Here is a 22,582-nt window from a genome sequence, read left to right as displayed (position 1 = left end):
CCGCGTGACGGCGGGACCCGCGATCGGTTCCGATGTCAGAATCAGCGCAATCAGCGTGATCATCCCGGCGTACCGCCGCCCGGCGTATCTGCGAGCGGCGATCGAATCCGCAGCGAATCAATCACTGCCGCCGTTTGAAATCATCGTCATCGATGATGGCGCCACCCTCCCCGCCGATTTCTCCCCCCAATCGATTCCACCCGGGATCAACCTTCAGATCCATTCGATTCCGCACGCGGGTCAGGCCGGCGCACGCCAGGCCGGGTTCGAGCTGTCACGGGGCGAATTCGTCCTCTTCCTCGACGACGACGACACCCTTCATCCCGACGCCCTGGCGACGCTCCATGCGATGTACGACCGGGAGCCGGAGCTGATCGCCGCCGTTGGCGCAGCGGAAACTATCGGCGTCGATGGCGTGCCGTCGGGCCACGTGAACCGTCCGCCGGGAGAGATCGGCAGCGCGGATCTCTGGCGCGGCAACCAGATTGCCACCCCGGGATGCGTGCTGATCCGGCGGTGGGCAATTGCGGCAGCCGGGGGCTGGGACCTCGAGTCGCGCAACGCGACCGACTATCTGCTGTGGATGAAACTGGCGCGCGTGGGCCGCATTGCCGGAACCGAGCAGATCGTGCTGCGCTACCGCTGGCATCCGGACAATGAAACGGCGAGGGGCCACCAGTTCCTGCAGCTCCGCGCGTTCCGGAAGGTGTTCCGGAAGACCTTTCCGGAACTGGCCGCGAGCGACATCGAAGACAGCGTCGTCACGTCGCTGATCGAACCATATATCCATCCGGCGATCGAACACTGGCGCGCGCTCATCCGGGAACGCCGGTGGGGCGACGCCGCTGGGCACGGCGTGCGGATCATCGACGGAATGTCGGTCTCGGTGACCGGCAGGCAAGGCCGCCGTGCCGTGATCGATGCGCTGGCACTCTGGCGTCCGAAGTGGTTGCGCCGGTCGCTCAGCGAATCCTGACTACGCGCCGGCCTCTCGCGGCCGGTAGACCGCAACATTCTGCCAGTACCACCAGGTCGCGCCATCGGCACGCCACCACTCCGACAATTGTCGCGACGCCTCGGAATCGTACCGGAACCGGTGCTGCTGCATTCGTTCGATCCAGTATTCGCGCGGCTGCTCGTTTACGTGCCCGGTGCCACCCTGCCCCGGCACGGCGGCCGACATCACGACCGTCTTGCGTGCCGACGTCAGCGTCTCGACGAATCGATCGGCGAGGCGCGCTGGCAGATGCTCGGCGACCTCGAACGAGGTGACCAGATCGACCGACTCCGGCGGAATGGCGAGCGGTGCATCGGAAAGATCGAGGGGGAGGACCTCGAGAGCGCGCGAGCGACAGTACTGCCGCGCGACATCGCCGTATTCGAAACCGCGGACCTCGACCTGGTGACGGTCGCGAAGCGCGGCCAGGAAGGCCCCTGTACCGCACCCCACATCAACGCATCGTTGCGGCGAGCAGAGGCGGGCGATGCCATCGGCCATAGGACCGGCCGAGGTGACCGCGTCCGAGTCGACCGCCGCGAAGTAACTCGATCCATAGACCCAATTGTGCGGCAGCCAGCTTTCCAGCGCGAAGCGCCACTGCTCCGGCAGGCGTTCGGTCACTTCACGGGCGCGCCACGCGAGCGCCCGAGCGGTCCGTTCGCGCAACGACATCGACCCTCCATCAATCGCAGGTCCGGGATGCGGGGTCGCGGGCGGTGAATCCACGCGACATCTTCGACACGACGAATCATGAAGGACTTGCCGCACGCGCAAGCTAGCCCGAAATGCCAGCCGCGAATCTGTCCCGCATAGCCCCAACATACAGGAAAGCAGCAGTCTTGTTGAGAATCCGTTCGTCGGGCCATGCGCCAGAAAAGGGCTGCACCGGTGAAGATCTGCCTGATCACTCCCGAACTTCCACCGGGGGTCGACGCGATCAGCGCGATGGAGCGGGCATCCTGGCGCCGCGCATTGCTCATCACGTTCGCATCACCTTCGTCGGGGGAGACATTGATGCATTTGTGGATGACGACGACGCCTTGCGCGCCGCCCCGTCGTGATTCGCATTCACGCGGCGCCGTTCGTACCTTTCGGCATTCCCCGATCGATTCGATACGCATAGAGTGAGTTCGCAGCTACTCGATTCGCGGAGTCATTGCTGACATGGCAAGCATGCCGGGCTCGATCGCCGTCATCATCCCGACGTATGACCACGGCGCGCTGCTTCGCGAGGCGGTCGAGAGTGTGCTTGCGCAAACGCGGCCGGCGACCGAGATCATCGTGGTGAGTGACGGCGCGCCGATTGATCCGACACCGTTCGTGGCGGACCTGCCGCACCAGGGGCGACTTCGCATCCTCGTCAAGCCGAACGGCGGCGCCCCCGCGGCGCGCGACTTGGGCGCACGGCATGCGACGTCCGAGTATTTCCTGTTCTTCGACGACGACGACGTCCTCCTGCCCGACGCACTCGAACAACTGGGCGACCGTCTCGACGCGCGTCCCGACGTGGTCGCCGCGGCCGGCGCGACCCGGATGGTCTCGCGACCCGGCGAACCGGTCTGGTTTCCCAATCCCGCGCCGAACGATGATCACTTCGACCTGCTGCTCGACGGCTCGGAATACCAGGGCGGCGCGACGCTGATCCGCGCCACCACCTTCTGGAAGGCCGGCGGCTACGCCAGCAATCTCTTCGGCATCGATGACTGGTTCCTGAATCTCCGCCTGGCGCGGCACGGACCGTTCGCCGTCTACTTGGCGCCGGTCATCAACTATCGCGAACACGCGGGGAGCTTCAGCGCCAAGCTGAGGCAGCTCGAACTGGCGCCGAGTTTCGCTCGCCAGGTCAGTCAGCTGGTCGGGCGCGGCGGCCACGCGGCCGGGAATCGCCTTCGCATCGTGATGATCAAGCGATACCTGCCGAAGGTCCTCGACCGGCTCGCCGACGATCTCCGCGCACATCGCTGGGGCGCGGCCGCGCTGGCGGTCCGCAGCGCTCTCTGGCCGCTGCTCTTGCCCTGGCCGTCACGCTCCGTGCTCATGACCTGGATCGACATGTACTCGCGCCGCCGGCGGCGTCTCAAGCAGAGTGATTCGATCGCCACGCCGGAGGGGGCGTGACCACCGCGCCTGGCGCCCCTCGCACGCGACCACTCCTCTTCCTCGTGGTTGCGATGCTCCTGCTCGGTGCAGGATTCGCCGCGGGGATGCATCCGCCGCGGCGGGTCGCGCGGGTGATTGCCCGGGTGGAGAAGCACTTTCACCCGCTTCGTACGCCGGGGTGGACGGCGTTCGCATCGACCGATCTGCCACGTTACGAAGCGCTGCGGGTGATCACCGGCGATTCGATGATCCTGTTCAGCGGATTCCAGACCGAGCACGGTATCGCCGCGAGCCGCGTCGAGATTCTCGACCTCCACACCGGCCGGTGGACTCGCAAGCATGACATGCCCCAGGCCGTGACCCACACGGCGGCGGTGCTGCTGCGCGACACGGTCTGGATCGCCGGAGGTTTCGAAGGGGATCACCCCGGAACCGCCACGGAGCGCGTCTGGCGTTACGCGGTCGCCACCGACAGCTGGTCACCGGGACCACCGCTTCCAGCGGCACGCGGCGGGGGGAGCGTTGCACTGGCAGGAGATACCCTGCACTTCATCGGCGGCTGGCTTCCCGACCGCAACACCGATTCGCACGACCACTGGTGGCTCGCCCCCGGCGACTCCGCCTGGCATGGCGCAGCGCCGCTCGCGCTGGGGCGTGGCCACCTCACCGCGGCGGTGGTCGACGGTGCGATCTACGTGATCGGCGGCGCCGTCGGTCACGATCCGGTTCCGGTCGACGTCTCGGCAGTGACGCGATACGACCTGCGCACCGGCGTGTGGGATTCGGTTGCGTCGCTGCCGTTCCCGGTGTCGCATGTCGAGCCGTCCACCAATGTCGTCGGCGGCCGGATCGTGCTGATGGGCGGGCGGTCGCTCGGGTCGGCACGCTACAACATCGACGACATCATCGCGTACGATCCGGTCGCCAATCAGTGGGCCAATCTCGGACGAATCCCGCTGGCGATGCTCGCGCCGGTCGCGGCGGTCGTTGGCGATACCGCGTATCTGGGCCTCGGCGCCGACCACGGCGACGTCCCGGAAAATCGGACGTTCTGGAAAACCACGCTGCGCAACGAGTGGCACCAGGATGACAGCATGCCGATCCCGCTCGGCGAAGTCGCCGCGGGTGTGATCGACAACAAGCTGTACCTGCTCGGAAGCGAAGACGGCCATACGCTCATCTATGATCTCGCGACCGGCCGCTGGGATGAAAATCATGCCGCGGGCCGACCGCTTCAAGGCGACCATCATGCCGCCGAGGTGCTCGACGGCAAGCTCTGGCTGCTTGGCGACCTCGGCGCCACGCCGAGTGGCATTGTCCAGATCTTCGACCCGGTGGCCAACCGCTGGACACTCGGTCCGCCGCTGCCGTTTGCGGCCGGCTCGTGCGCATCGGCGGTGATCGATGGCAGGATCTACGTCGCCGGTGGCGTGGTCGGGGACAGTACCACCGCGCAGGGAGCGGTGCTCGATCCGTCCACGATGCGTTGGACATCGATCGCGCCGATGCCGCGGCCCCGCAATCACGCCGCCTCCGCGACCGACGGGAAGCGGCTCTTCGTCTTCGGTGGCCGGAAGGGCGGGAATGTTCTCGCCGACGGATTCAACGACGTACAGATCTACGATCCGGCAACGAATCGCTGGACGGTGAGTGATGGATCGACAGGCGCACCGACCCCGTTGCCGCAGGCGCGTGGCGGGATGGGGAAAGCGGTGTGGGTCAACGGCGAATTCTGGGTGATCGGCGGAGAGACGGTGCATGGCGCCGGTGCGAACGCGATGGGGACGTATGCCCGCGTCGACATCTACGACCCCGTGCGCAACAGCTGGCGGCAGGGGACGCCGCTGCCGGCGGGGCGTCACGGGATCTTTCCGGTGACGTGGGACGGCCTGGTGATCGTGGCCGGCGGCGGTTCGCATTCGGGGGAGAGCAGCACCGCGACCGCCGAAACGATCTGGCCCACGGCGCCCTGAACACCGCTCTACCAATCGTTACTATAGCTCCATCGGCGGCAGGGCGTGCGCCGGAATCGCGGCGAGGAGCGGCGCGTCGAGGTCCTTCGCCGCGAGTCGCGGCGGTGCGTCGGTAGGCCACGCGATCCCCACGGCGGGGTCATCCCATCGGAAGGTGTGTTCGTGCTGCGGCGAGTAGTAACCGGTGCATTTGTAGTTGAACACCGCGCGCTCCGACACCACCAGATATCCATGCGCGCACCCGGGCGGCACGTAGAGCTGCACGCCATTCTCATCCGACAATTCCACGCCGATCCATCGGCCGAACGTCGGCGACGCATGGCGTACGTCGACCACCACGTCGAAGACGGCGCCATGCACCACCGAGACCAGCTTCCCCTGGCCGTCGGGGAACTGGTAGTGCATCCCGCGGAGTACACCGCGATCGGAGACCGAGATGTTGTCCTGGACGAACGGGCGCCCGATTCCCGCGCTGCGGTAGCGCTGGTCGTTCCAGAGTTCGACGAATCGCCCGCGCCAGTCCCGATGGAGCGCAAGCTCGATGCGAAGGACTCCGCTGATCTCGAGAGGCGTGACCTCCATCAGCTGCGGGCTTCCGTCGCCAGCTTGAGGAGATACTGGCCGTACGGATTCCTGGCCATCGGTGCGGCGAGCGCCTCGACATCGGCGGCGGTGATCCATCGGTTGCGCAGCGCGATCTCCTCGGGACACGCCACCTGCAATCCCTGGCGGCGCTGGAGTGTTGCGACAAAGGCACCGGCTTCGTGGAGCGAGTCGTAGGTGCCGGTGTCGAGCCACGCGAAGCCTCGGCCGAGCAGTTCCATCCGCAGCTGCCCACGCCGCATGTACTCCAGATTGACGTCGGTGATCTCGTATTCCCCGCGCGGGGAGGGAGTGAGCGCACCGGCGATCTCGGTGATCTGCGCGTCGTAGACGTACAGCCCCGTGACGGCGAAGTTCGATCCCGGCGCAACCGGTTTCTCCTCGATCGCGGTCACCATTCCGCTGGCGTCGATCCGCGCCACGCCGTAGCGCTCGGGGTCGCTCACCTGATAGCCGAAGACAGTCGCGCCATCAGTCCGGGCGATCGATCGCTGCAGCAAGTCGACGAGGCCGTGCCCGTAGAAAATGTTGTCGCCGAGAATGAGGGTGACTGATTGGCCGCCGACGAAATCGCGGCCGATGGTGAACGCCTGCGCAATGCCGTCGGGTTTCGGTTGCACCGCGTACGAGATGTCGAGGCCCCACTGCGCTCCGTCACGCAGCAACGCCTGGAATTGCGGCTGTTCGTGGGGCGTGGTGATGACCAGCAGGTCGCGGATCCCGGCCAGCATCAGCGTGGTGAGCGGGAAGTAGATCATCGGTTTGTCGAAGACCGGCAGGAGCTGCTTGCTCACGCCGCGCGTGATCGGCCAGAGTCTCGAGCCGGTACCGCCTGCCAGGATGATTCCCTTCATCGTGTTCCTCCGGTGCCGAGCCGCTCGCCGCGGTATGCGCCGCTCATCACCCGTTCGACCCACGAGCGGTGATCGAGATACCATTGCACCGTCTGCCGGAGGCCGCTATCGAAGGTTTCCTGCGGCTCCCACCCCAGCTCACGATTGGCTCGTGATGGATCGATGGCGTAGCGAAGATCATGCCCCGGCCGGTCGGCGACGAAGGTGATCAATCGGCGGCGCGAACCGGAAGGGTCAGGACGAAGTTCGTCGACGAGGTCACAGATCGCGTGCACCACTGCAAGGTTATTCCGCTCGCTTCGCCCGCCAAAGAGATACGTTCGGCCTGGCACGCCGCGTCGCACGGCGAGTCGGAGCGCTCGAACGTGGTCGTCGACGTGGAGCCAGTCCCGGACATTCTCGCCGCGACCGTATACCGGTACGGGTTCGCCGTGCACGGCCTTTTCGATGGCGAGTGGAATCAGCTTTTCCGGGAACTGATATGGCCCGTAGTTGTTCGAGCAATTCGTGACGACAACGGGAAGGCCGTAGGTCCGTTGCCACGCACGCGCCAGATGATCCGACCCGGCCTTGCTGGCGGAATAGGGCGAACTGGGATCGTACGGCGTCGATTCGCCGAACGCTCCATCGGAGCCGAGCGAACCGAACACTTCGTCGGTCGAGACATGCACCACGCGAAACCTCTCCCGCGCCGGCGCGTCGAGCGAGGTCCAGTATCCCAGCGCCGCCTCGAGCACCGTGGCGGTTCCGACGACGTTGGTCCGGATGAACGGCGCCGGACCGTCGATCGACCGGTCGACGTGCGATTCCGCGGCGAGGTGCAGGACGGCGTCGGGACGATGCTCCGCGAAGAGCACGCGAAGCGCATCCCCGTCACAGATATCGACCTGGGCGAAGTGATGTCGTGGATCGGCGCGGGCGGCGCCGAGAGAGTCGAGGTTGCCGGCGTAGGTGAGCGTGTCGACGTTGACCACCGCGTCACCGGCAGCGATCAACTGACGCACCAGCGCCGACCCGATGAAGCCTGCCCCTCCCGTGACGAGATAGGTTGCCATCGCCGGCCTGCCCTGGAATCGAGGTGGATCGCACGATCTGCGCGCCGGGCAAAAGATATATCGGCGCGGCACCAGCGGTTCTGCGGTGTTGCGCCGTCACTCCGCCGTGATCAACTTCCCCGCGTGACGGCACCGCTCGATCTCCCGTTGATGGAGGAAGCGGAAGGGTCCATCGTACTCTTCCGCCCCCAGGTGAGCGCCCGCGCCCGCGAGCGGGTCGCCGAGCAATTGACGACCCGCTGGATCGGCCAGGGGCCGGCGGTGGCGCAGTTCGAAGCGGAGTTTTCGGCGCGCTTCTGCAACCAGTTTCCCGCGGCGGCGGTGGGCTCCGGTACCGACGCGCTGCACCTCGCGTATCTGCTCGCGGGCGTCGGCCCCGGCGACGAAGTGATCACGCCGCTCTTCACCTGCACTGCAACGAACATCCCGCTGCTGTACCTCGGCGCGAAGCCGGTCTTTGCCGACGTCCAGCGGCATTCGCTCAACATCGACGTCGACCACGTGCGGCGGCTGGTGACGTCCCGCACGCGGGCGATCGTCTGCGTGCACTACGGCGGCCTGCCGTGCGATCTCGACGAACTGCATGCGATCGCCGCCGAGGCGGGGATCCCGGTGATCGAGGATGCGGCCCACGCCGTCGGCGCGACGTACCGCGGAGCGCCGATCGGCGGGATCTCGCCGTTCACCATCTTCTCGTTCCAGGCAATCAAGCACATCACCACCGGCGATGGCGGGATGCTGGTGATGCGGGATCCGGCGTTGCTCGCTGCCGCGCAGCGGCTCCGCTGGTTCGGGATCGACCGCGCCGGGAAGCAGCAGGGAATCTGGGACAACGACATCACCGAAATCGGCTACAAGTACCAGATGACCGACATCGCGGCGGCGATGGGACTGGCGGCGCTGGAGGAGTGGGACGAGACGTTCGCGCTGCGACGGAAGCTTTTCGACGTGTACGAATGCGGACTCACGGGAATTCCGGGATTGGAGTTCATCGGCGGCGGCCTCACCGACCGCCTGCACGCAGCGTGGCTCTGCACCGTCTTTGCCCGTGACCGGATCGGCCTGCAGCAGAAGTTGCGCGAACATCGGATCGAGTCGAACCAGGTCCACTATCGCAACGATCGATATAGCGTCTTCGGGGCCTCCCGCGGCCACTTTCCGCACATGGATGCCGTCGAGCACGACTATCTCGTCCTCCCGTTGCACACGCACATGACCGTGGCCGATGCCGAGCGGGTGGTGAGCGTGATCCGGTCGGGGTGGTGAGCGGCGTGGGGGAACGGTTCACCATCCGCCCGCTCATGGAAGCCGATCTTCCCTTTCTGCTCGAGATCCGCAACGAGTGCCGGCATTTCCTGCATGATGACCGGCCATTCACCCTCGACGAATGCCGCCACTGGTTCGCGACGCAGCATCCCGCGTTCTACATCATCGAGCACGAAGCGACGCCGATCGGCTATTTCCGGACGGGCGGCTTCGACCCGGCGGCGCGATCACTGGAGATCGGTGCCGATCTGCACCGGGCGTTCCGCGGCAGGGGATTGGCGAAGCCGGCCTACGCGCTATTCGTCGAGTGGCTGCGCACCACGCAGGATGTGGCCGAGCTCCGCCTCGAAGTGCTGAGCCACAATGCGGTGGCGCTTGGCCTCTATCGGTCACTCGGCTTCGAAGAGACCGGTCGCAGGGGGGCGGTCGCGGTCCGCGACGGCGGAACCGTGGACAGCATCCAGATGCGGCGCGCCCTGTGACCGCGCAGCAGACTCCGTCGCCGTCGACACCACCGCGTCCGCAGCCGCGACCGCTGCCACCACGCCTCTCGACGCGGGTCCGGACTGCAGTGCGACGGAAGGTCCTGAGCACGCTCGCTGCAACCAATCGCCTTGTGCGCGGGAGCCGGGCGCGCAAGGTCGTGATCTACTATGCGTGGCCTGATTTCGCTCGCAAGTCGGAGGCGATCGCCGACCTGCTTCGACAGCACGACATTCCGGTTGAAGTTCGCAGCGGTCTCTCGTTCGGCCGCAGGGTCAGCAACCGGGTGAGTACCGATCTCTGGATCGCCTTCTGGAATCAGTACTACATGGACTATCTCCCGCCGCGGTACATCTTCTTCAACGCCGAGCCGCTCGACGTGCGGGAATGGCGCGAAGACACCGAATGGTTCGACGCGATGCGTGGTGCGGTCGAGGTGTGGGGGTATTCTGCCGCGAACGCGCCGTGGGTCGAGTCGCTCGGCGTTCCGTTCCGCCATGTGCCGTTCGGCTATGCGCCGTACTACGAGGCGAGCTACCAGCGGCACACCGCGACGAAGGGACTGGTCGAGGACATCGATGTCCTCTTCGTGGGCCAGCTCTCGCCGCGGCGGCTGCGGCTGGTGCTGGCGATGGAAAAGGCCGGCATCGCCGTGCACACCGTGACACTCTTCAACCCGGCGTACGGTGAACAACTCGACGAGCTGCTGGCTCGCGCCAAGATCATCCTCGGCATGCATCAGCACGACGACGAGAAGGCCCATATCTTCGACTTCGCGCGCCTCGACCATCTCCTCTCGAATCGGCGCTTCGTGATCCACGAACGCGCCGCACCGCATGCCGCCGATCCGGCGTTCGAATCGCGTGCCGCAACGTGCGGATACGACGAGATCGCCGAACGCTGCCGCCACTACCTCGCGAGACCGGATGAACGGCGGCGCATCGCCGACGAGGCGCATGCATGGTTCAAGCGAGAGCGCCCGCTCGTCGACAATCTTCCGATCGCTGCCCTGCGCGAACATCTCGGCCGGCGCTGAGGCGGACGGCCGGTCGAACGACTTAGTGCGCGGGCACGCTCAACTGCGTCGCGACCGTTCGCATCTCGTCCATCGAATTGAACAGGTGCGGGCTCAGACGAATCGACCCTTCCCGCAACGAGCAGTGCACCCCGGCGCGCTGCAGCGCGGCAAACGCCGCGGACACGTTGCCGGCCGGCTGCACGCAGAGAATCGCCGAGCCGTGCTCTCCCGATGGCGACGTCACCCGCCCCCCGCAGGCGTGCATTGCGTCGATCACCGGCTGGTGGAGTGCGCGGGTGTGCCGCATGACAGTGTCGGTACCAGCGCCGAGGATGATGCCAAGTGACGCGTTCATCGCCGCAAAGTCCTGTACCGGGAAGGTGAGCAGCTCGAAGCGTCGCGCATCGGGCCACGGCCGCGGGTCGTAGCTGGTGAGCCGGGTGTAGTCGTTGCTCCCCATGTACGCCGCCCAGCCGGCGAAGGTCGGTTCGAACGCCGTGCAGAGCTCCTTCCTCACGTACAGAAATCCGGTCCCCCACGGCGAGAGCAGCCATTTCTGCGCGCCGCACGCGAGGAAGTCGACCGGTGTGGCCTCGACGTCGATCGGCATCTGGCCGACCGACTGGATGGCGTCGACAATCAGCCATTGCCCGTTCGAACGCGTGGCGCGCGAGAGCGCGGCGAGATCGACGGTGTAGCCGTTGCTGAACTGCGTCAGTGAGACCGTGACGGCGCGAACGCGCGGATCGCGGAGCCGCTCGTGCATCCTGGCCTCATCCGGCCATCCGTTTTCCGCGACCGGAATCCGCTCGAGTGCGATTCCCCGGCCGAGCGCTGCCCAGGGATAGATGTTGGCGGGGAACTCCCGGTCGAAGGTCAGCACGATTTCCCCGGCATCGAGCGGCAGCGCGCGGGCGGCGATGTTGAGGCCGGTGGTGGTGTTGGGCATCAACGCGATCGTCGATGAGTCTGCGTTGATCAACCGCCCGGCGAGCCACCGTGACTCGTCGAGAATGGTGTTGATCCGTTCGAGCGGCCAGATCCCCGGCCGGGCGCGATCGCGATTGCACGCTGCAAGGGCCGCCACCGACCGCGCGGGAAGGGGGCCGATGCTCGCGCTGTTGAGAAAGATCCCGCCATCATTGAGCGCCCCGAATTCATCGCGGCGCAGGTCATCGAAGGTCACGGTGCTTCCTGGTGTCCGGGTGCGAGTGAACTGCAGGAACGGATCAACACTGGCATATCACTTGCGGCGGATTTGCAGTCGTCTTTCTGCCACGAGTCGCCGATGCCAGTACCTCATCTCGACGGCGGGTCCGCAATCGCTTCGTTCTGGGCGTCGGTGCCGACCGGCGTCAAGGAATATTACTGGGCTGCGCGGACGCTTTATACCGAGTGGTGGCTCTGGGGCTCCGTCGTGTTCGTCCTGGTGCTCGAAGCGGTGATCCCTGCGGTGCGCCGGCAGAAGGTCTTTTCGAGGGCGCTTCTCGAGGATTTCGGCTGGCTCAATCTCCAGACGCTCTTCGCGGTCGCCGCACTTCCCGCGTACGTGGGGGTCCTGCAACAGGCCTATACCTGGGTGACCGGCGGCCATGGCGTGATCGCCGTGATGGCGGCGTGGCCCACCTGGATCAAGGTCGCCGTCTCGCTGCTGGCAGCCGACTTCCTGACCTACGTCCATCATCGGGTGCGGCACACCGGGATCTTCTGGCACTTCCACGCCATCCACCATTCGCAGCGGGAGCTCAATCAGTTTACCGATCTGCGACTGCATTTCGTCGACATCCTGGTGGCGTACACCGTGCTGACGATTCCGATGTTCGCGCTGCGGATCGCGCCGGCGGAGATTCTTGCGATCGGTTTCCTGATGGCGGCGTATTCGCGATTCGAGCATTCCAACGTGCGCGCCACGTTCGGGCCGCTGGGTTACGTCTTCGTGTCACCGCAGTTCCACCGGATTCACCACTCGATCGAACTGCGGCACCAGGATCGGAACTTCGGCAACATCTTCTCCATCTGGGATCGCCTCTTCGGCACGCTCTACGCCGCGACCGACGAATATCCGGAGACCGGCGTTGTCGGGATGGATTTCAGTACCACCGGCCCGGTCCGCGCCATCGCGCGACAGTTGGTCGATCCCTTCCGCAGGATCATGAGCGGCTCGAACGCGACAGCGGATCGAGCGCCTCGCGAAGACCGTCTCCCAGCAGATTGAAGCCGAGGACCGCGACGCCGATCGCGAGCCCCGGCGCCACCGAGACCCACGGTGCGACCCGGATCAGGTCTCGCCCCTCAGAAACCATTGCTCCCCAGCTCGGCGTTGGCGGTTGCGCGCCGAGGCCGACGAACGAGAGTGCGGCTTCAGCCATGATCGCGCCGGCAATGCCGAGGGTGGCGCTGACGATGACGACGGTGCGCACGTTGGGGACCAGGTGCCGAAGCATGATCCGCCTGTCGGGGGCCCCGAGCGCCCGAGCCGCGATCACGTACTCGCTCCTCGACAGGACCAGCGCCTGCGACCGGACCAGGCGCGCCATTCCGGCCCAGCCGACCGCGCCGATGATCACGAAGATGACCGGGAGCGACGGCCTGATGGCGGCCGCGACGGCGATCAGCAGGAGGAGACTCGGGAAGGCGAGGGTGATGTCGGCGAGCCGCATGATGACCAGGTCGGTGGCACCACGGTAATAACCGGACACGAGGCCGAGCATCAGCCCGAGCGACACGGCGACCAGCTGCGAGATGAGTCCGACGATGAGCGAGAGGCGAGCGCCGTACAGCACGCGGGAGAGGACATCTCTTCCCTGTGCGTCGGCACCGAAGAGGAAGCGGCCGCCCGGCGGCGCGAGATAGTCGCGGGCGAGATCGCCCTGCAACGGATCGTGGGGTGCGATCCACGGCGCCAGGATCGCGGCGACGACTACGAGTGCCACGAGGAGCGCGCCGAGCCGGAAGAAGGCGTCGGCACGCCAGCGGTCGGCGAGCGCCTCGATGAGTGGCGAGCGCGCGTGGTTCGCGGGGAGTGGTTCGGCGTGGGGCGCCGGGAACGCGGCCATGGCGGTAAACTACTGCGGTTGCGGGGTACGGCTCGTGGCAGCACGAGCCGATAGCATGGGGATCACTCATCTCAATCCGGAGGGGTCGATGGTTCGAGCATCCCGTTGGCTCGTGGTTCCAGTCGTCGCGACGCTTGCGGCAGCACCGTTGCAGCGCGCCGATGCGCAGTTGGTGTCGTTCGGGGTGATGGCCGGGGCGAACATGTCGACGCTGACTGGCGATTTCAGCACTGACCTGAAGAACAACACCGGCTTCATCGCGGGCGCATTCGTCCGGATCGGGGCACTCGGGTTCGCGGTGCAGCCCGGGGCGTACTACACGGTGAAGGGCGCCAAGAGCAGCGATTTCAGTGATGACGCAGGGTCGAAGACCAGCCTCGATTACCTCGAGGTTCCGCTGATCCTCCGGATCGGATTGCCGATGCATCTATACGTCGGCGCCGGACCAGCTGTCGGCATCAAGCTCGGCTGCAAGATTACCGAACAGGCGGTCGATGCCGGAGCCTCCCAGGACTGCAAGGACGCCGTCGACGGGCCCGACTTCAAGTCGACCGAGGTCAGCGGCATCGCCGAGGCCGGCATCGAGTTTCGGCACTGGTCACTTGGTGCGCGGGCAGACCTGGGGATCAGCAACGTGCAGGAAGCGGTCAACGGTGGCGGCGCAGGTGATCTCAATGTGAAAACCCGCACGCTGTCGGCGGTGTTGGCGATCCGGTTCTGAACATGTGCCCTGCTGAATTGAACACCGGTATCAAGGACCTCACCCTCATTTCAGGAGCTTTCATGCGGAAGTTTTTTCCCGTCCTGCTCGGCACCGTCGTCGTTGCAGCACCGATGCACGCGCAGGCGCGAATCGGCGTCCTCGGCGGCTTCGTCAGCTCGGGTGCGAGCATCAGCGACGGCGCAGTCAGCTTCAACCCTTCGTCACGCAGCGGGTTCGCCGCGGGAATCACGGTGACTGCCACGATTGCGCCGGATATCGCTGTTGGACCAGACCTGATGTACGTCCAAAAGGGGTACAAGGTCAACAGCAGCGGGAATACCTTCTCGGTAAAGGGCAGCTACATCGAAGTTCCAGTCCTGGTGCATGCGCTGTTTGGGACCGGGCCGGTGAGATTCGTCGTGCTTGGAGGGCCTGCCGTCGCATTCAAGACGTCGTGCACCGAGGAAGACTCGAAGCCCGGCGCAGGGACCTTGAGTCTGAGTTGTTCCGAGGCTGGCAACAATTACAAGAGCACTGATTTCTCCGTGATGTTCGGCGGCGGAGTCCGGTTCGGCCAGTTTGCCGTCACCGCGCGGTACGATCTCGGTCTCGTCAACGTCGACAGCGACGCCCCCGACGGCACCAGCGTGAAGAACCACGCACTCCTGATCCTGCTCGGATATCACTTCCGCAAGTAATCGTCGGTTGACGCCGTGCGGTACGCCATCGGGCGTGCCGCCCGGCGCCCGCACTCCTCCGCGATGCGCTGCATGTCGCCGACGACGCGATCCCAGTTGAGGTAGCGTTCGACGCGCGCGCGACCTGCCGCGCCGATCCGGCGCGCCTGCGACGGGTCGCGCAGCAGCTGGGTGAGGATCGCCGTCACCCCCGCGAGATCTGCGGGATCGAACAGCAGGCCGGTCTCGCCATCTCCCACCGCGTCACGGATGCCGCCGGTCCGCGTGGCGATCACCGCCAGCCCGCACGCCGCCGCCTCGACGAACGAGATCCCGAACCCCTCGACATCGGTCGGTGTCTCGCGCGTGAGCCCCACGTACACCGTGGCCATCGAATACGCTGCAGCGAGTTCGTCGTCGCCGACATCGGTGAGGAGATGCACGCGATCGGCGACGCCGAGCGTTGCGGCGAGTTCGCGCAGCGCCTCCTCGTGCCCGCCGCGGCCAACGACCGCATACTGCACGTCCGGAATCGTGGGGAGGAGTTCGGCGACGATCCTGATCGCCGTATCGATCCCCTTGTATTCCACCATCCGCGCCACGGTCACCAGCCAGCGACCACTCGGAAGATTGCGACGGTCGCGGAACGCGGCGGCGGCTTCGGCGTCGAATCGCCACTTCGACGGATCGGTGCCGAGGGGGACGACGCGGATCCGTGCCGCGGCGTGCGGCAGTCCCACGTCGTGGAGGAGGTCGCGGAGACGTTCGGCGGTCCAGCGCGAGTTGGCGACAGAGACGGTGGCGTGGTGGAGGATCGAGCGCATGACACCGTGCTTGAAGCGGGAGCGCTCCATCCTTTGGCGCAGCGTGAGGAGGTCGCCGCCGTGCACCACGATACCGTAGGGAAGGCCGGTCCGCCGGAACGCCCAGCGGGCCGGGTAGCCCGCGGGACGCACGCTGTCGCACCAGGCGAATCGCATTGCCGGGTCGCTGGAGAGTGACACCGCGCGTCGCGACCAGGCCAGGAGTCCCGCGACAGTGCGCAGCCGGTCGGAATGCACCGGAATCCGGTCGATCGTCTGGGGAAACTGCGGATCGGTCGCTTCGGCGCTTTCGAGCGTTCCGCTCGATACCGTGAGCTTTCCGGGCGGGTACCGTTCGGCCATGGCGGCCATCCAGCGCGCGATCCCACCGCCCATCGGCGGGAAGTCGTAGGCGAACAGGAGGTCGTGGTCGGGGGCCTCGCGCACGAGTGAAGTTATCAGGACCGGGGCGTCGGCGACTTGCCGCCGGCATCGGGAATCAGCTACTTCCCGTCCGTGATTCCCGCAGCGATCCCGGTCAAGCGACTCGCCATCCTGGGCGCGTGGGCACCTCACCGCGACGAGGATGCCTACGCCCGCGCGGCGCGACGCCTCGGCGCCGAGGCACGCGTCTTCGATGTGCTGGGGTGGCATCGCCGCCTTCGCGCCCTCGCTCCAGCGCTTCTGGAATACAGCATCGAGCGCTACGACCCGGATTTCATCCTCTGCACCCGCGAAGCGCAGCGGCTGGGTGCCGCCCGGCTCGACCGGCTTTTTCGCGGCCGATCGACGGCGATGTGGCACGTGGACCCACGGCCGCAGACCGGGGTGATCGACCTCGCGCGCCGCTGTGGTACGCTGTACCTCACCTATGCCGCACAGCTCGAGCAGTACCGCCGGGATGGCGTACCGGTCGTTCGCTTCCTGCCGCAGGCGATGGATCCCGATCGCGACGTGCCAGCAACATCCACGCGGCCGGAGTACCAGTGCGACGCGTCGTTCGTCGGATCGGGTCCATATCCGTATCGATGGCCGGTCCTCGAAGCGGTGGCGTCACAATTCACCCTCCAGGTGCGCGGGCCCGGATGGAAGGATGCGAAGACCTCATTCCCGATCGCCGGGAAATCGGTGCACGGCAGCGAGTTTGCCAAGGTCGTGCGGGGCGCCGCGGCGTCGCTGGGCGCGAATGCGATGCCGGAGCAGGAGGAGGACTACGCGTCTGCGTCGAACCGGATGTGGAAGATCTTCGGCTGCGGCGGCGCGTATGTGGGCCCGTACGTGCGCGGCATCGAGCAATTCGCCGAGGGTGAGACGCACTGCCTGTGGTATCGCTCGCCCGCCGAATGCGTCGAACAGGTGAGGCGACTCGTCGGTGATCCGGCATTCCGCTCGGCGATGTCCGCGCGCGCACACGCGCACGCGCTCGCCGCGCACACCTACGATCACCGGATGCAGATGCTGCTGACCGGCGCCGAGTATCCGCTCCAGCGCTGACGAACGCCGCGCCGGCGGTGGCCGCGCGCGCGCCGGCTCAGTCCGGTGTGATCAGGGTGTAGTTGCGATACTCGAACGGTCGCCAGCCGGTCAGGCGCTCGATCCACCCCGACGCCGCAAGTCGAAGATGATGCGGCTCAAGGCGCCTGGGCGCGATGGTGACACGCTGTTCCGTTCGAGACGCAATCCACGGGCGGATGATCGCGGGATGTTCGCCGGCGAACGGGCGTAACCCGGGAATCCAGGGAAGGAGCGGACGTTCGACGTCACGCCGCCGCGCGATCGGATCAATCGCAGTATCCTCCGCACGCTTGGCGGCGATCGCCTGAACGGGACGCGCCCAGCCGTAGTGGTGCATCACGGCGTCACTGGCAATGCAGCGCACCCGTCGTGACGCATCGCCGGCGCGAAAACCCTGCGCATCGCCGTAGGACCGGATGCCGTACTCGCGACCCGTCCGCACTGCGCGAATTTCGCGGCGGTACCATTTGCGATTTGCTGCGAGGGTGTCGAACCCACCATAGAAGTGCCGGTAGTCGACGGTGATCCCTTCGATGCGAGAATCGGGGTCGGCCCGTTCGATCGCGGCGCGCATCCGGTCGGCACCGCCGTCCGCGAATACCTCATCGGCCTGGATGTAGATCGCCCACGGCGCCCGGCACTCCTGGAGCGCGCGCGATGTTTCGTCGGCAAGGACGGCGATGCCGCGCGCGGCGTCCCAGGCGGTTTCGATGATGCGCACCTTCGGATCACCGATCGCGCGGGCGCGGGCGAGCGTATCATCGTCGGAACGGCCCACGGCGAGTATGAATTCGTCGACAACCGGGAGGACTGATCCGACGCTCGCTTCGAGTGGAAAATCGAGCAGCGTGGCATTGCGAACGATGCTGAAGCCCGCTACTGATACGGTGGCCATCGCGGAGCATAATACACAGACATGGTCATCGCCTGCCGATGAAAATCAAGGAATTCTTCTACCTGCTCGGGATGAAGCCGCGCGCCCGGACCTTCGGCTTCACGGTCGAGTCGCATCACCTGCAACGCGAGGGTCGGGTCGACGTCGCGCGATGGCTGCATCACCGCGCCTACACCGTCGCTCCATCGCAGGCGGCGGTCGATCAGCTCCGCCGCTTCCTGCGCCCCGGCGACGTGGCGCTCGATATCGGTGCGCATGTCGGCGACACCGCCATTCCGATCGCGCTGGCGGTCGGCCCTACGGGAACGGTTCTCGCATTCGAGCCCAATCCGAATGTGTTCGGCGTGCTCGAGAAGAATGCGTCGCTCAATGCCGGCAGGACGCACATCGTGCCGTATCCGTTCGCCGCGATGCGGCACGACGGACGGTTCGAATTCCAGTACGGTGAGCCGGGATACTGCAACGGCGGCTATCATGAAGGGCTCAGCCGGTGGCGGCACGCGAGCGCGTTCACCCTCGAAGTCGAGGGACGAAACCTGCAGGACTTTCTCGATCGCACGCACCCCGACCTGATTGAGCGCGTCCGGTTCATCAAGGTCGATACCGAGGGATTCGATCTCGCCGTCCTCGAAACACTCGAGGAGTTGCTGCAGCGACAGCGGCCAATCCTCCACGTCGAGATGTTCGATCTCAAGCATGAGCCGCCGGGATACCGGCAGCAGCTGTATCGCTATCTCGTCGACCATCGCTATGCGGTGTATCGCGTGGAAGGCGATGACAATTATTTCGGCGATCCGGTCACACCGGAGAACCTGACCCGCTGGCGCAGTTATGACGTGTGCTGCGTTCCCGACGAGGACCGCAGCAGCATCGCCGGCCTCTGATGACCGCACCACTCCACGTCGTTCTCTATCATCCGGCGCGCATGCCGATCACGCGGTACGGCGGGCTCGAGCGGGTCATCGTCTGGCTGGCGCGCGGGCTCGCGGCGCTGGGCCATCGGGTCACGCTGATCGCCGGGCCGCGCAGCGACGTTCCCGAAGCGACCGTGATCCCGATCGATCCGAAGATCGGGTTCCAGCGCGGCGGGCCCGACCTCACGCCGTATCTCCCGCCCGGCGTCGACATCGTCCACTCGCATGCGCCGCTCCGGCACATGCCGCGTAGCACCCCCTACGCCTGGACGCTGCACGGCAACGCCACTCCCGAACCGGAACTCCTCGACACCGCCATTGCCGTGTCGGCCGACCACGCGCGCCGCCACGGCATTGCGCGCTGGGTGCACAACGGGCTGGACCCCGCAGACTATCGCTTCTCGCCCACCAAGGGCGATTTCGATCTCTTCCTGGGCCGACTCCACTCGGTGAAGGGATGGCAGTGGGCGGTCAGCGGCGCGCGCGATGCGGGGCAGCGGCTGGTGGTCGCGGGAGGGTGGCGTCCATCGGTGCGTCGCGACATCCAGTTCATCGGCCAGGTCGGTGGCGAACGGAAGGTGTCGCTCCTCGCCGACGCCGCCTGCCTCTGGATGCCGGCGCAATGGGACGAACCGTTCGGACTCACCACCATCGAGGCGATGGTGAGCGGTACGCCGGTCCTCGGCACCCACCGCGGTGCGCTGCCGGAGATCGTGACGCCGGAATCAGGAGCGCTGGGTGACTCGGTTGACGAATTGGTGCGATTGCGTCCCGCGCTCGGCATGCTCGACCCCGAAGCGATCCGGAATCGCGTGCTGCAGCGCTTCACCCACCTGCTGATGGCGGAAGCCTATCTCGCACTCTATCGCGAGACGATCGCGACCTACCGCGGGCGCGGCTGATCGAGCAGCAGGTGGCGGAGGCGGTGCATGTAGGTGTGATCCTGCAGTAGTCGAGCACGGGCGGACTGACCGAGCCGCTCCGCTTCCGACGGCGTTTCGAGGAGCTGCCGCACGAGATTGCGCATCTGCTCGCCGTCGTGGAAGACCGCGACCTCCCGATCATCCTCGAAGTAGCGCGGCAGGTCGCCGCGATCGTCGACGACCTGGGCCGCCCCCATCGCCGCCAGTTCGAAGAGCCGCTGATTGCACGACGCTTCGCGGGGATCGTTCTCAACCAGCACGTGATGGATGTTGACCGCCACGGTGGCGCCGGCGTACGCCTTGAGGTACTCCTCGGTGGACGGCGCCTCGCCGCGGCAGTAGTCGCGCAGCGTCGTCTTCCGCCAGCCGGGTCCCCACACCGCCAGCCCGAATTCCACCAATCCCGAGAGGAGCCGCTCGCGGCGCGGTGTCGCGGTGCCGGCGAAGATCACGTTGGCGCGATACTGGTCGCGCGTGCGAATCGGCCGATAGATCGACGGATCGGCGGCGAAGGCGAGGACGTCGACGGTACGGCCGAGGCGGTCGGCGATCTCCGCGGCGACATCGGTCCCGATGGCGTAGATCTGGTCGAAGGGGCGGGCGAGCACGATCGCTTCGGAGATCTGGCGCATGTCGTGCGGCAGCCAGTTGATCCAGCGAGCACGGGCGCGCGGGCGGACGCGGTCGACCATCGCTTCGTCGATCAGCTCGCTGCCGTTGACGAGCACCAGGTCAGGCTGCACCTCGTCGAGCGACCGTTCGAGCCGCTTGGCGAGATCGCCATTCCGAAATCGCGCGAGCAGGCCCGACCGCGAGGCAAGGTCGAACACCGAAACCTTGGCGCCGAGACGTTCGAGCGCACGCCGCTGCTGGGAGGCGTGGGCGTTGTAGATGTCGTCGAATTCTGCGATGAAGAGCACCGAACGTTCGCCGCTCACGTGGTCACCTCGTCCACAGAAAACTGAAGGTCGTGCAGGCGACGATAGAGGCCGCCCAAGGCGTACAGCTGTGCGTGACTCCCCGCCTCGACGACCCGCCCGCCGTCGAGGACCACGATCCGGTCGGCCTCGCGCACCGTGGCCAGGCGGTGGGCGATCACCAGCACGGTCCGGTCGCGTACCAGGCGGTCGATCGCCTCCTGCACCAGCCGCTCCGATTCGGTGTCGAGGGCGCTGGTCGCCTCGTCGAGAATCAGGATCGGCGCGTCCCGCAACAGGGCCCGGGCAATGGCGATGCGCTGCCGCTGGCCGCCGGAGAGCCGCGTGCCGCGCTCGCCGAGGACCGTGCCGTACCGGTCGGGAAGCGCGGTGATGAACTCGTGCGCGTTGGCGGCCTGCGCCGCGGCGCGAACGGCGTCGTCCGTGACGGCACTGCATCCGTAGGCAATATTGGCGCGCACGGTGTCGTGCAGGATCACGGTGTCCTGGGAAACCACTGCAATCAATCCCCGAAGTGATGTCCGCGACAACTCGGTGATCGGTACGCCGTCGAGAAGGATGCGGCCGCGATCGGGATCGTGAAAGCGCGGCACCAGTTCGAGGAGGGTGGTCTTCCCCGCTCCGCTCGGTCCGACCAGCGCCACCATCTCTCCCTTCGACACTCGAAGGGAGACGTCGCGGAGCACCGCAACGCCGGGGTCGTAGCCGAAGGTCACGTCGTCGAAGGTGAGGTCGCGTTCGAACGTCGCGGTGCGCGCGCCGGGTGGATCGACGTCGGCCGGCGGGATGTCGAGCAGCGAGAAGATCCGGGCCGCACTTGCTTCGGCCTGTGCCAGCTGGGCCGGCGCCTGGGTGATCGCCTTGAGCGGCGACATCACCCGCAAGGCGAGAATCAGGAAGGAGATCGTCGGCGCCGTGTCGAGGACGACACCGGAGATCGACGGATTTGACGCGGCCCAGAGGATCAGCACCACGATGGCGCCGCCGAAGAGTTCGCTGAGCGGCGACGTGAGCAGCGCGAAACGCTGCGTGCGGACGATGCCCTTGCGATACCGCTCGGCCTGGGCCCGGAAGTGGAGGTCTTCACTCGATTCGGCCCCGGACGCCCGGATCAGCTTGACCGCGGCAAGTCGTTCGGTGACGATCGCCGTCAGTTCGCCGCGTTCGTGGGTGAAGGCGTGGGCGTGCCGCTTGAGCCGCGCCACCGCGGCCTGCACGCCGACGATCAGAATCGGGGCGAGTGCCAGGACCATGATGGTGAGGCGGACCGAAATCAGCAGCAGCGCGCCGATCGTCGCGAGCACCAGCACGATGTTCTGGAAGAGGGTGGCGAGCACCGCCGAGACAACAAGCTTGACCTGGTCGGCATCGCTCACCAACGCGGCCGCCAGCTGACCGCCGCGCGTGCGCTGCATCACGTTGAGATCGAGGCGGAGCAGATGGCGATAGAGCCGGACTCGCAGGTCCTTGACCATCCCTTCCTGCACCAGCACGGAGAAGTACGCCGAGAGGTACGTGGCGAGGTTCTTGACGAAGACGGCGGCGAGAAAGAGCAGGACGAGAACGATCGTCGCTCCTTCGCGGGTCCGGTTTGCCAGCAAGGGTGCCAGCGCGCTATCGAGCAACGTCTCGAGATGCGTTGAACCTCCGCTCAGCGCGCCTGCCGTGCCGAAGAGCTGCTTGAGCAGCGGCACCAGCAGGACGACCGTCACGGCGTCGAGGACCGCTGCGACCATTGCCAGCGCCATTCCGCCGCCGAACACGACGCGGTACGGGCGCATCAGCGCGAAGAGGCGCCGCCGCATG

Annotated in this window: 22 protein-coding genes; 12 read left to right on the top strand and 10 right to left on the bottom strand. The window is 66.5% G+C overall.

All coding sequences use genetic code 11. The features are described from left to right. Positions 1 to 4: 4 nt before the first annotated feature. Complete coding sequence (locus tag VGM20_01020; GenBank protein HEY4099438.1) at positions 5 to 976, top strand: glycosyltransferase family A protein; 972 nt, start codon at positions 5 to 7, stop codon at positions 974 to 976. Here the strand turns inward: VGM20_01020 and VGM20_01015 are convergent, their stop codons facing one another. Continuing rightward, positions 977 to 1,672, bottom strand: coding sequence for a methyltransferase domain-containing protein (locus tag VGM20_01015; protein HEY4099437.1), 696 nt, complete (start codon positions 1,670 to 1,672; stop codon positions 977 to 979). It abuts the gene before it with no gap. 501 nt (positions 1,673 to 2,173) lie between these two features. On the opposite strand from VGM20_01015, the gene VGM20_01010 reads away from it, so the two are divergent. Further along, the gene (locus tag VGM20_01010) at positions 2,174 to 3,118 is read left to right on the top strand and encodes a glycosyltransferase family 2 protein (protein HEY4099436.1); all 945 of its coding nucleotides are present in this window, start codon (positions 2,174 to 2,176) and stop codon (positions 3,116 to 3,118) included. Further along, positions 3,115 to 5,073, top strand: coding sequence for a kelch repeat-containing protein (locus VGM20_01005; GenBank protein HEY4099435.1), 1,959 nt, complete (start codon positions 3,115 to 3,117; stop codon positions 5,071 to 5,073). The genes VGM20_01010 and VGM20_01005 overlap by 4 nt, the downstream gene beginning before the upstream one ends. A 21-nt stretch (positions 5,074 to 5,094) precedes the next feature. On the opposite strand, the gene rfbC is transcribed toward VGM20_01005, so the two are convergent. The 3 genes from rfbC to rfbB are packed head-to-tail and all read right to left on the bottom strand — an operon-like array spanning position 5,095 to position 7,585. After that, complete coding sequence (gene rfbC / locus VGM20_01000) at positions 5,095 to 5,655, bottom strand: dTDP-4-dehydrorhamnose 3,5-epimerase (protein ID HEY4099434.1); 561 nt, start codon at positions 5,653 to 5,655, stop codon at positions 5,095 to 5,097. Beyond that, on the bottom strand, positions 5,655 to 6,530 hold the full coding sequence (gene rfbA / locus VGM20_00995) for a glucose-1-phosphate thymidylyltransferase RfbA (GenBank protein HEY4099433.1): 876 nt from the start codon (positions 6,528 to 6,530) through the stop codon (positions 5,655 to 5,657). The genes rfbC and rfbA overlap by 1 nt, the downstream gene beginning before the upstream one ends. Next, a complete protein-coding gene (gene rfbB / locus VGM20_00990) occupies positions 6,527 to 7,585 on the bottom strand; it encodes a dTDP-glucose 4,6-dehydratase (GenBank protein HEY4099432.1) in 1,059 nt (352 codons plus the stop codon). The genes rfbA and rfbB overlap by 4 nt, the downstream gene beginning before the upstream one ends. 123 nt (positions 7,586 to 7,708) lie before the next feature. On the opposite strand from rfbB, the gene VGM20_00985 reads away from it, so the two are divergent. From VGM20_00985 to VGM20_00975, 3 genes are read left to right on the top strand one after another with little or no spacing between them, the layout of a single operon-like run. Beyond that, positions 7,709 to 8,851 (top strand): DegT/DnrJ/EryC1/StrS family aminotransferase, encoded by a 1,143-nt coding sequence (locus VGM20_00985; protein HEY4099431.1) that lies wholly within the window; start codon positions 7,709 to 7,711, stop codon positions 8,849 to 8,851. After that, a complete protein-coding gene (locus VGM20_00980; GenBank protein HEY4099430.1) occupies positions 8,848 to 9,333 on the top strand; it encodes a GNAT family N-acetyltransferase in 486 nt (161 codons plus the stop codon). Before VGM20_00985 ends, VGM20_00980 begins: the two co-directional genes overlap by 4 nt. Further along, positions 9,330 to 10,370, top strand: a complete 1,041-nt coding sequence (locus VGM20_00975; GenBank protein ID HEY4099429.1) for a hypothetical protein — start codon at positions 9,330 to 9,332, stop codon at positions 10,368 to 10,370. The genes VGM20_00980 and VGM20_00975 overlap by 4 nt, the downstream gene beginning before the upstream one ends. 22 nt (positions 10,371 to 10,392) lie before the next feature. Here VGM20_00975 and VGM20_00970 read toward each other — a convergent pair whose 3' ends face one another. Next, entirely contained in the window at positions 10,393 to 11,538 is a 1,146-nt protein-coding gene (locus VGM20_00970; protein ID HEY4099428.1) for an aminotransferase class V-fold PLP-dependent enzyme, read from the bottom strand. Positions 11,539 to 11,640: 102 nt separating this feature from the next. On the opposite strand from VGM20_00970, the gene VGM20_00965 reads away from it, so the two are divergent. Continuing rightward, positions 11,641 to 12,567 (top strand): sterol desaturase family protein, encoded by a 927-nt coding sequence (locus tag VGM20_00965; GenBank protein HEY4099427.1) that lies wholly within the window; start codon positions 11,641 to 11,643, stop codon positions 12,565 to 12,567. Here VGM20_00965 and VGM20_00960 read toward each other — a convergent pair. Next, on the bottom strand, positions 12,503 to 13,408 hold the full coding sequence (locus tag VGM20_00960; GenBank protein HEY4099426.1) for an ABC transporter permease: 906 nt from the start codon (positions 13,406 to 13,408) through the stop codon (positions 12,503 to 12,505). The two genes, VGM20_00965 and VGM20_00960, sit on opposite strands and share 65 nt — an antisense overlap. A gap of 88 nt (positions 13,409 to 13,496) precedes the next feature. Between VGM20_00960 and VGM20_00955 the strand changes: the two genes are divergently transcribed. Continuing rightward, the gene (locus tag VGM20_00955) at positions 13,497 to 14,129 is read left to right on the top strand and encodes a porin family protein (protein ID HEY4099425.1); all 633 of its coding nucleotides are present in this window, start codon (positions 13,497 to 13,499) and stop codon (positions 14,127 to 14,129) included. Between the two features lie 62 nt (positions 14,130 to 14,191). After that, positions 14,192 to 14,809: a porin family protein gene (locus tag VGM20_00950; GenBank protein HEY4099424.1), complete on the top strand. Its 618-nt coding sequence runs from the start codon at positions 14,192 to 14,194 to the stop codon at positions 14,807 to 14,809. Here VGM20_00950 and VGM20_00945 read toward each other — a convergent pair. After that, positions 14,794 to 16,038 carry a glycosyltransferase family 4 protein gene (locus VGM20_00945; GenBank protein HEY4099423.1) on the bottom strand — a complete coding sequence of 415 codons (1,245 nt, stop codon included), beginning with the start codon at positions 16,036 to 16,038 and terminating at the stop codon, positions 14,794 to 14,796. The two genes, VGM20_00950 and VGM20_00945, sit on opposite strands and share 16 nt — an antisense overlap. 69 nt (positions 16,039 to 16,107) lie before the next feature. Here VGM20_00945 and VGM20_00940 point away from each other — a divergent pair, with 69 nt between their 5' ends. After that, a complete protein-coding gene (locus VGM20_00940) occupies positions 16,108 to 17,085 on the top strand; it encodes a glycosyltransferase (protein ID HEY4099422.1) in 978 nt (325 codons plus the stop codon). 37 nt (positions 17,086 to 17,122) lie between these two features. Here VGM20_00940 and VGM20_00935 read toward each other — a convergent pair whose 3' ends face one another. Beyond that, complete coding sequence (locus VGM20_00935) at positions 17,123 to 18,001, bottom strand: hypothetical protein (GenBank protein ID HEY4099421.1); 879 nt, start codon at positions 17,999 to 18,001, stop codon at positions 17,123 to 17,125. Positions 18,002 to 18,039: 38 nt separating this feature from the next. Between VGM20_00935 and VGM20_00930 the strand changes: the two genes are divergently transcribed. Both VGM20_00930 and VGM20_00925 read left to right on the top strand, forming a co-directional pair. Continuing rightward, positions 18,040 to 18,885, top strand: coding sequence for an FkbM family methyltransferase (locus VGM20_00930; protein ID HEY4099420.1), 846 nt, complete (start codon positions 18,040 to 18,042; stop codon positions 18,883 to 18,885). Beyond that, on the top strand, positions 18,885 to 19,817 hold the full coding sequence (locus VGM20_00925) for a glycosyltransferase (protein HEY4099419.1): 933 nt from the start codon (positions 18,885 to 18,887) through the stop codon (positions 19,815 to 19,817). Before VGM20_00930 ends, VGM20_00925 begins: the two co-directional genes overlap by 1 nt. On the opposite strand, the gene VGM20_00920 is transcribed toward VGM20_00925, so the two are convergent. Beyond that, the gene (locus VGM20_00920; GenBank protein HEY4099418.1) at positions 19,799 to 20,776 is read right to left on the bottom strand and encodes a glycosyltransferase; all 978 of its coding nucleotides are present in this window, start codon (positions 20,774 to 20,776) and stop codon (positions 19,799 to 19,801) included. The genes VGM20_00925 and VGM20_00920 overlap by 19 nt on opposite strands. Beyond that, positions 20,773 to 22,581 carry an ABC transporter ATP-binding protein gene (locus tag VGM20_00915; protein HEY4099417.1) on the bottom strand — a complete coding sequence of 603 codons (1,809 nt, stop codon included), beginning with the start codon at positions 22,579 to 22,581 and terminating at the stop codon, positions 20,773 to 20,775. Before VGM20_00915 ends, VGM20_00920 begins: the two co-directional genes overlap by 4 nt. Position 22,582 lies beyond the last annotated feature (1 nt).

Source organism: Gemmatimonadales bacterium (assembly GCA_036500345.1).
Taxonomy (GTDB): domain Bacteria; phylum Gemmatimonadota; class Gemmatimonadetes; order Gemmatimonadales; family GWC2-71-9; genus Palsa-1233.
The sequence above is the reverse complement of the archived record's forward strand: the minus strand, read 5'-3'. Positions and strand labels throughout refer to the sequence as shown.

Excerpts from the sequence above, each read along its gene's own strand:
- VGM20_00950 (HEY4099424.1), top strand. The coding sequence starts at position 14,192 with ATGCGGAAGTTTTTTCCCGTCCTGCTCGGCACCGTCGTCGTTGCAGCA.
- rfbA (HEY4099433.1), bottom strand. The coding sequence starts at position 6,530 with ATGAAGGGAATCATCCTGGCAGGCGGTACCGGCTCGAGACTCTGGCCG.
- VGM20_00960 (HEY4099426.1), bottom strand. The coding sequence starts at position 13,408 with ATGGCCGCGTTCCCGGCGCCCCACGCCGAACCACTCCCCGCGAACCAC.
- VGM20_01015 (HEY4099437.1), bottom strand. The coding sequence starts at position 1,672 with ATGTCGTTGCGCGAACGGACCGCTCGGGCGCTCGCGTGGCGCGCCCGT.
- VGM20_00915 (HEY4099417.1), bottom strand. The coding sequence starts at position 22,581 with ATGCGGCGGCGCCTCTTCGCGCTGATGCGCCCGTACCGCGTCGTGTTC.
- VGM20_01010 (HEY4099436.1), top strand. The coding sequence starts at position 2,174 with ATGCCGGGCTCGATCGCCGTCATCATCCCGACGTATGACCACGGCGCG.
- VGM20_00955 (HEY4099425.1), top strand. The coding sequence starts at position 13,497 with ATGGTTCGAGCATCCCGTTGGCTCGTGGTTCCAGTCGTCGCGACGCTT.
- rfbC (HEY4099434.1), bottom strand. The coding sequence starts at position 5,655 with ATGGAGGTCACGCCTCTCGAGATCAGCGGAGTCCTTCGCATCGAGCTT.
- VGM20_00935 (HEY4099421.1), bottom strand. The coding sequence starts at position 18,001 with ATGGCCACCGTATCAGTAGCGGGCTTCAGCATCGTTCGCAATGCCACG.
- VGM20_00925 (HEY4099419.1), top strand. The coding sequence starts at position 18,885 with ATGACCGCACCACTCCACGTCGTTCTCTATCATCCGGCGCGCATGCCG.
- VGM20_00965 (HEY4099427.1), top strand. The coding sequence starts at position 11,641 with ATGCCAGTACCTCATCTCGACGGCGGGTCCGCAATCGCTTCGTTCTGG.
- rfbB (HEY4099432.1), bottom strand. The coding sequence starts at position 7,585 with ATGGCAACCTATCTCGTCACGGGAGGGGCAGGCTTCATCGGGTCGGCG.
- VGM20_00930 (HEY4099420.1), top strand. The coding sequence starts at position 18,040 with ATGAAAATCAAGGAATTCTTCTACCTGCTCGGGATGAAGCCGCGCGCC.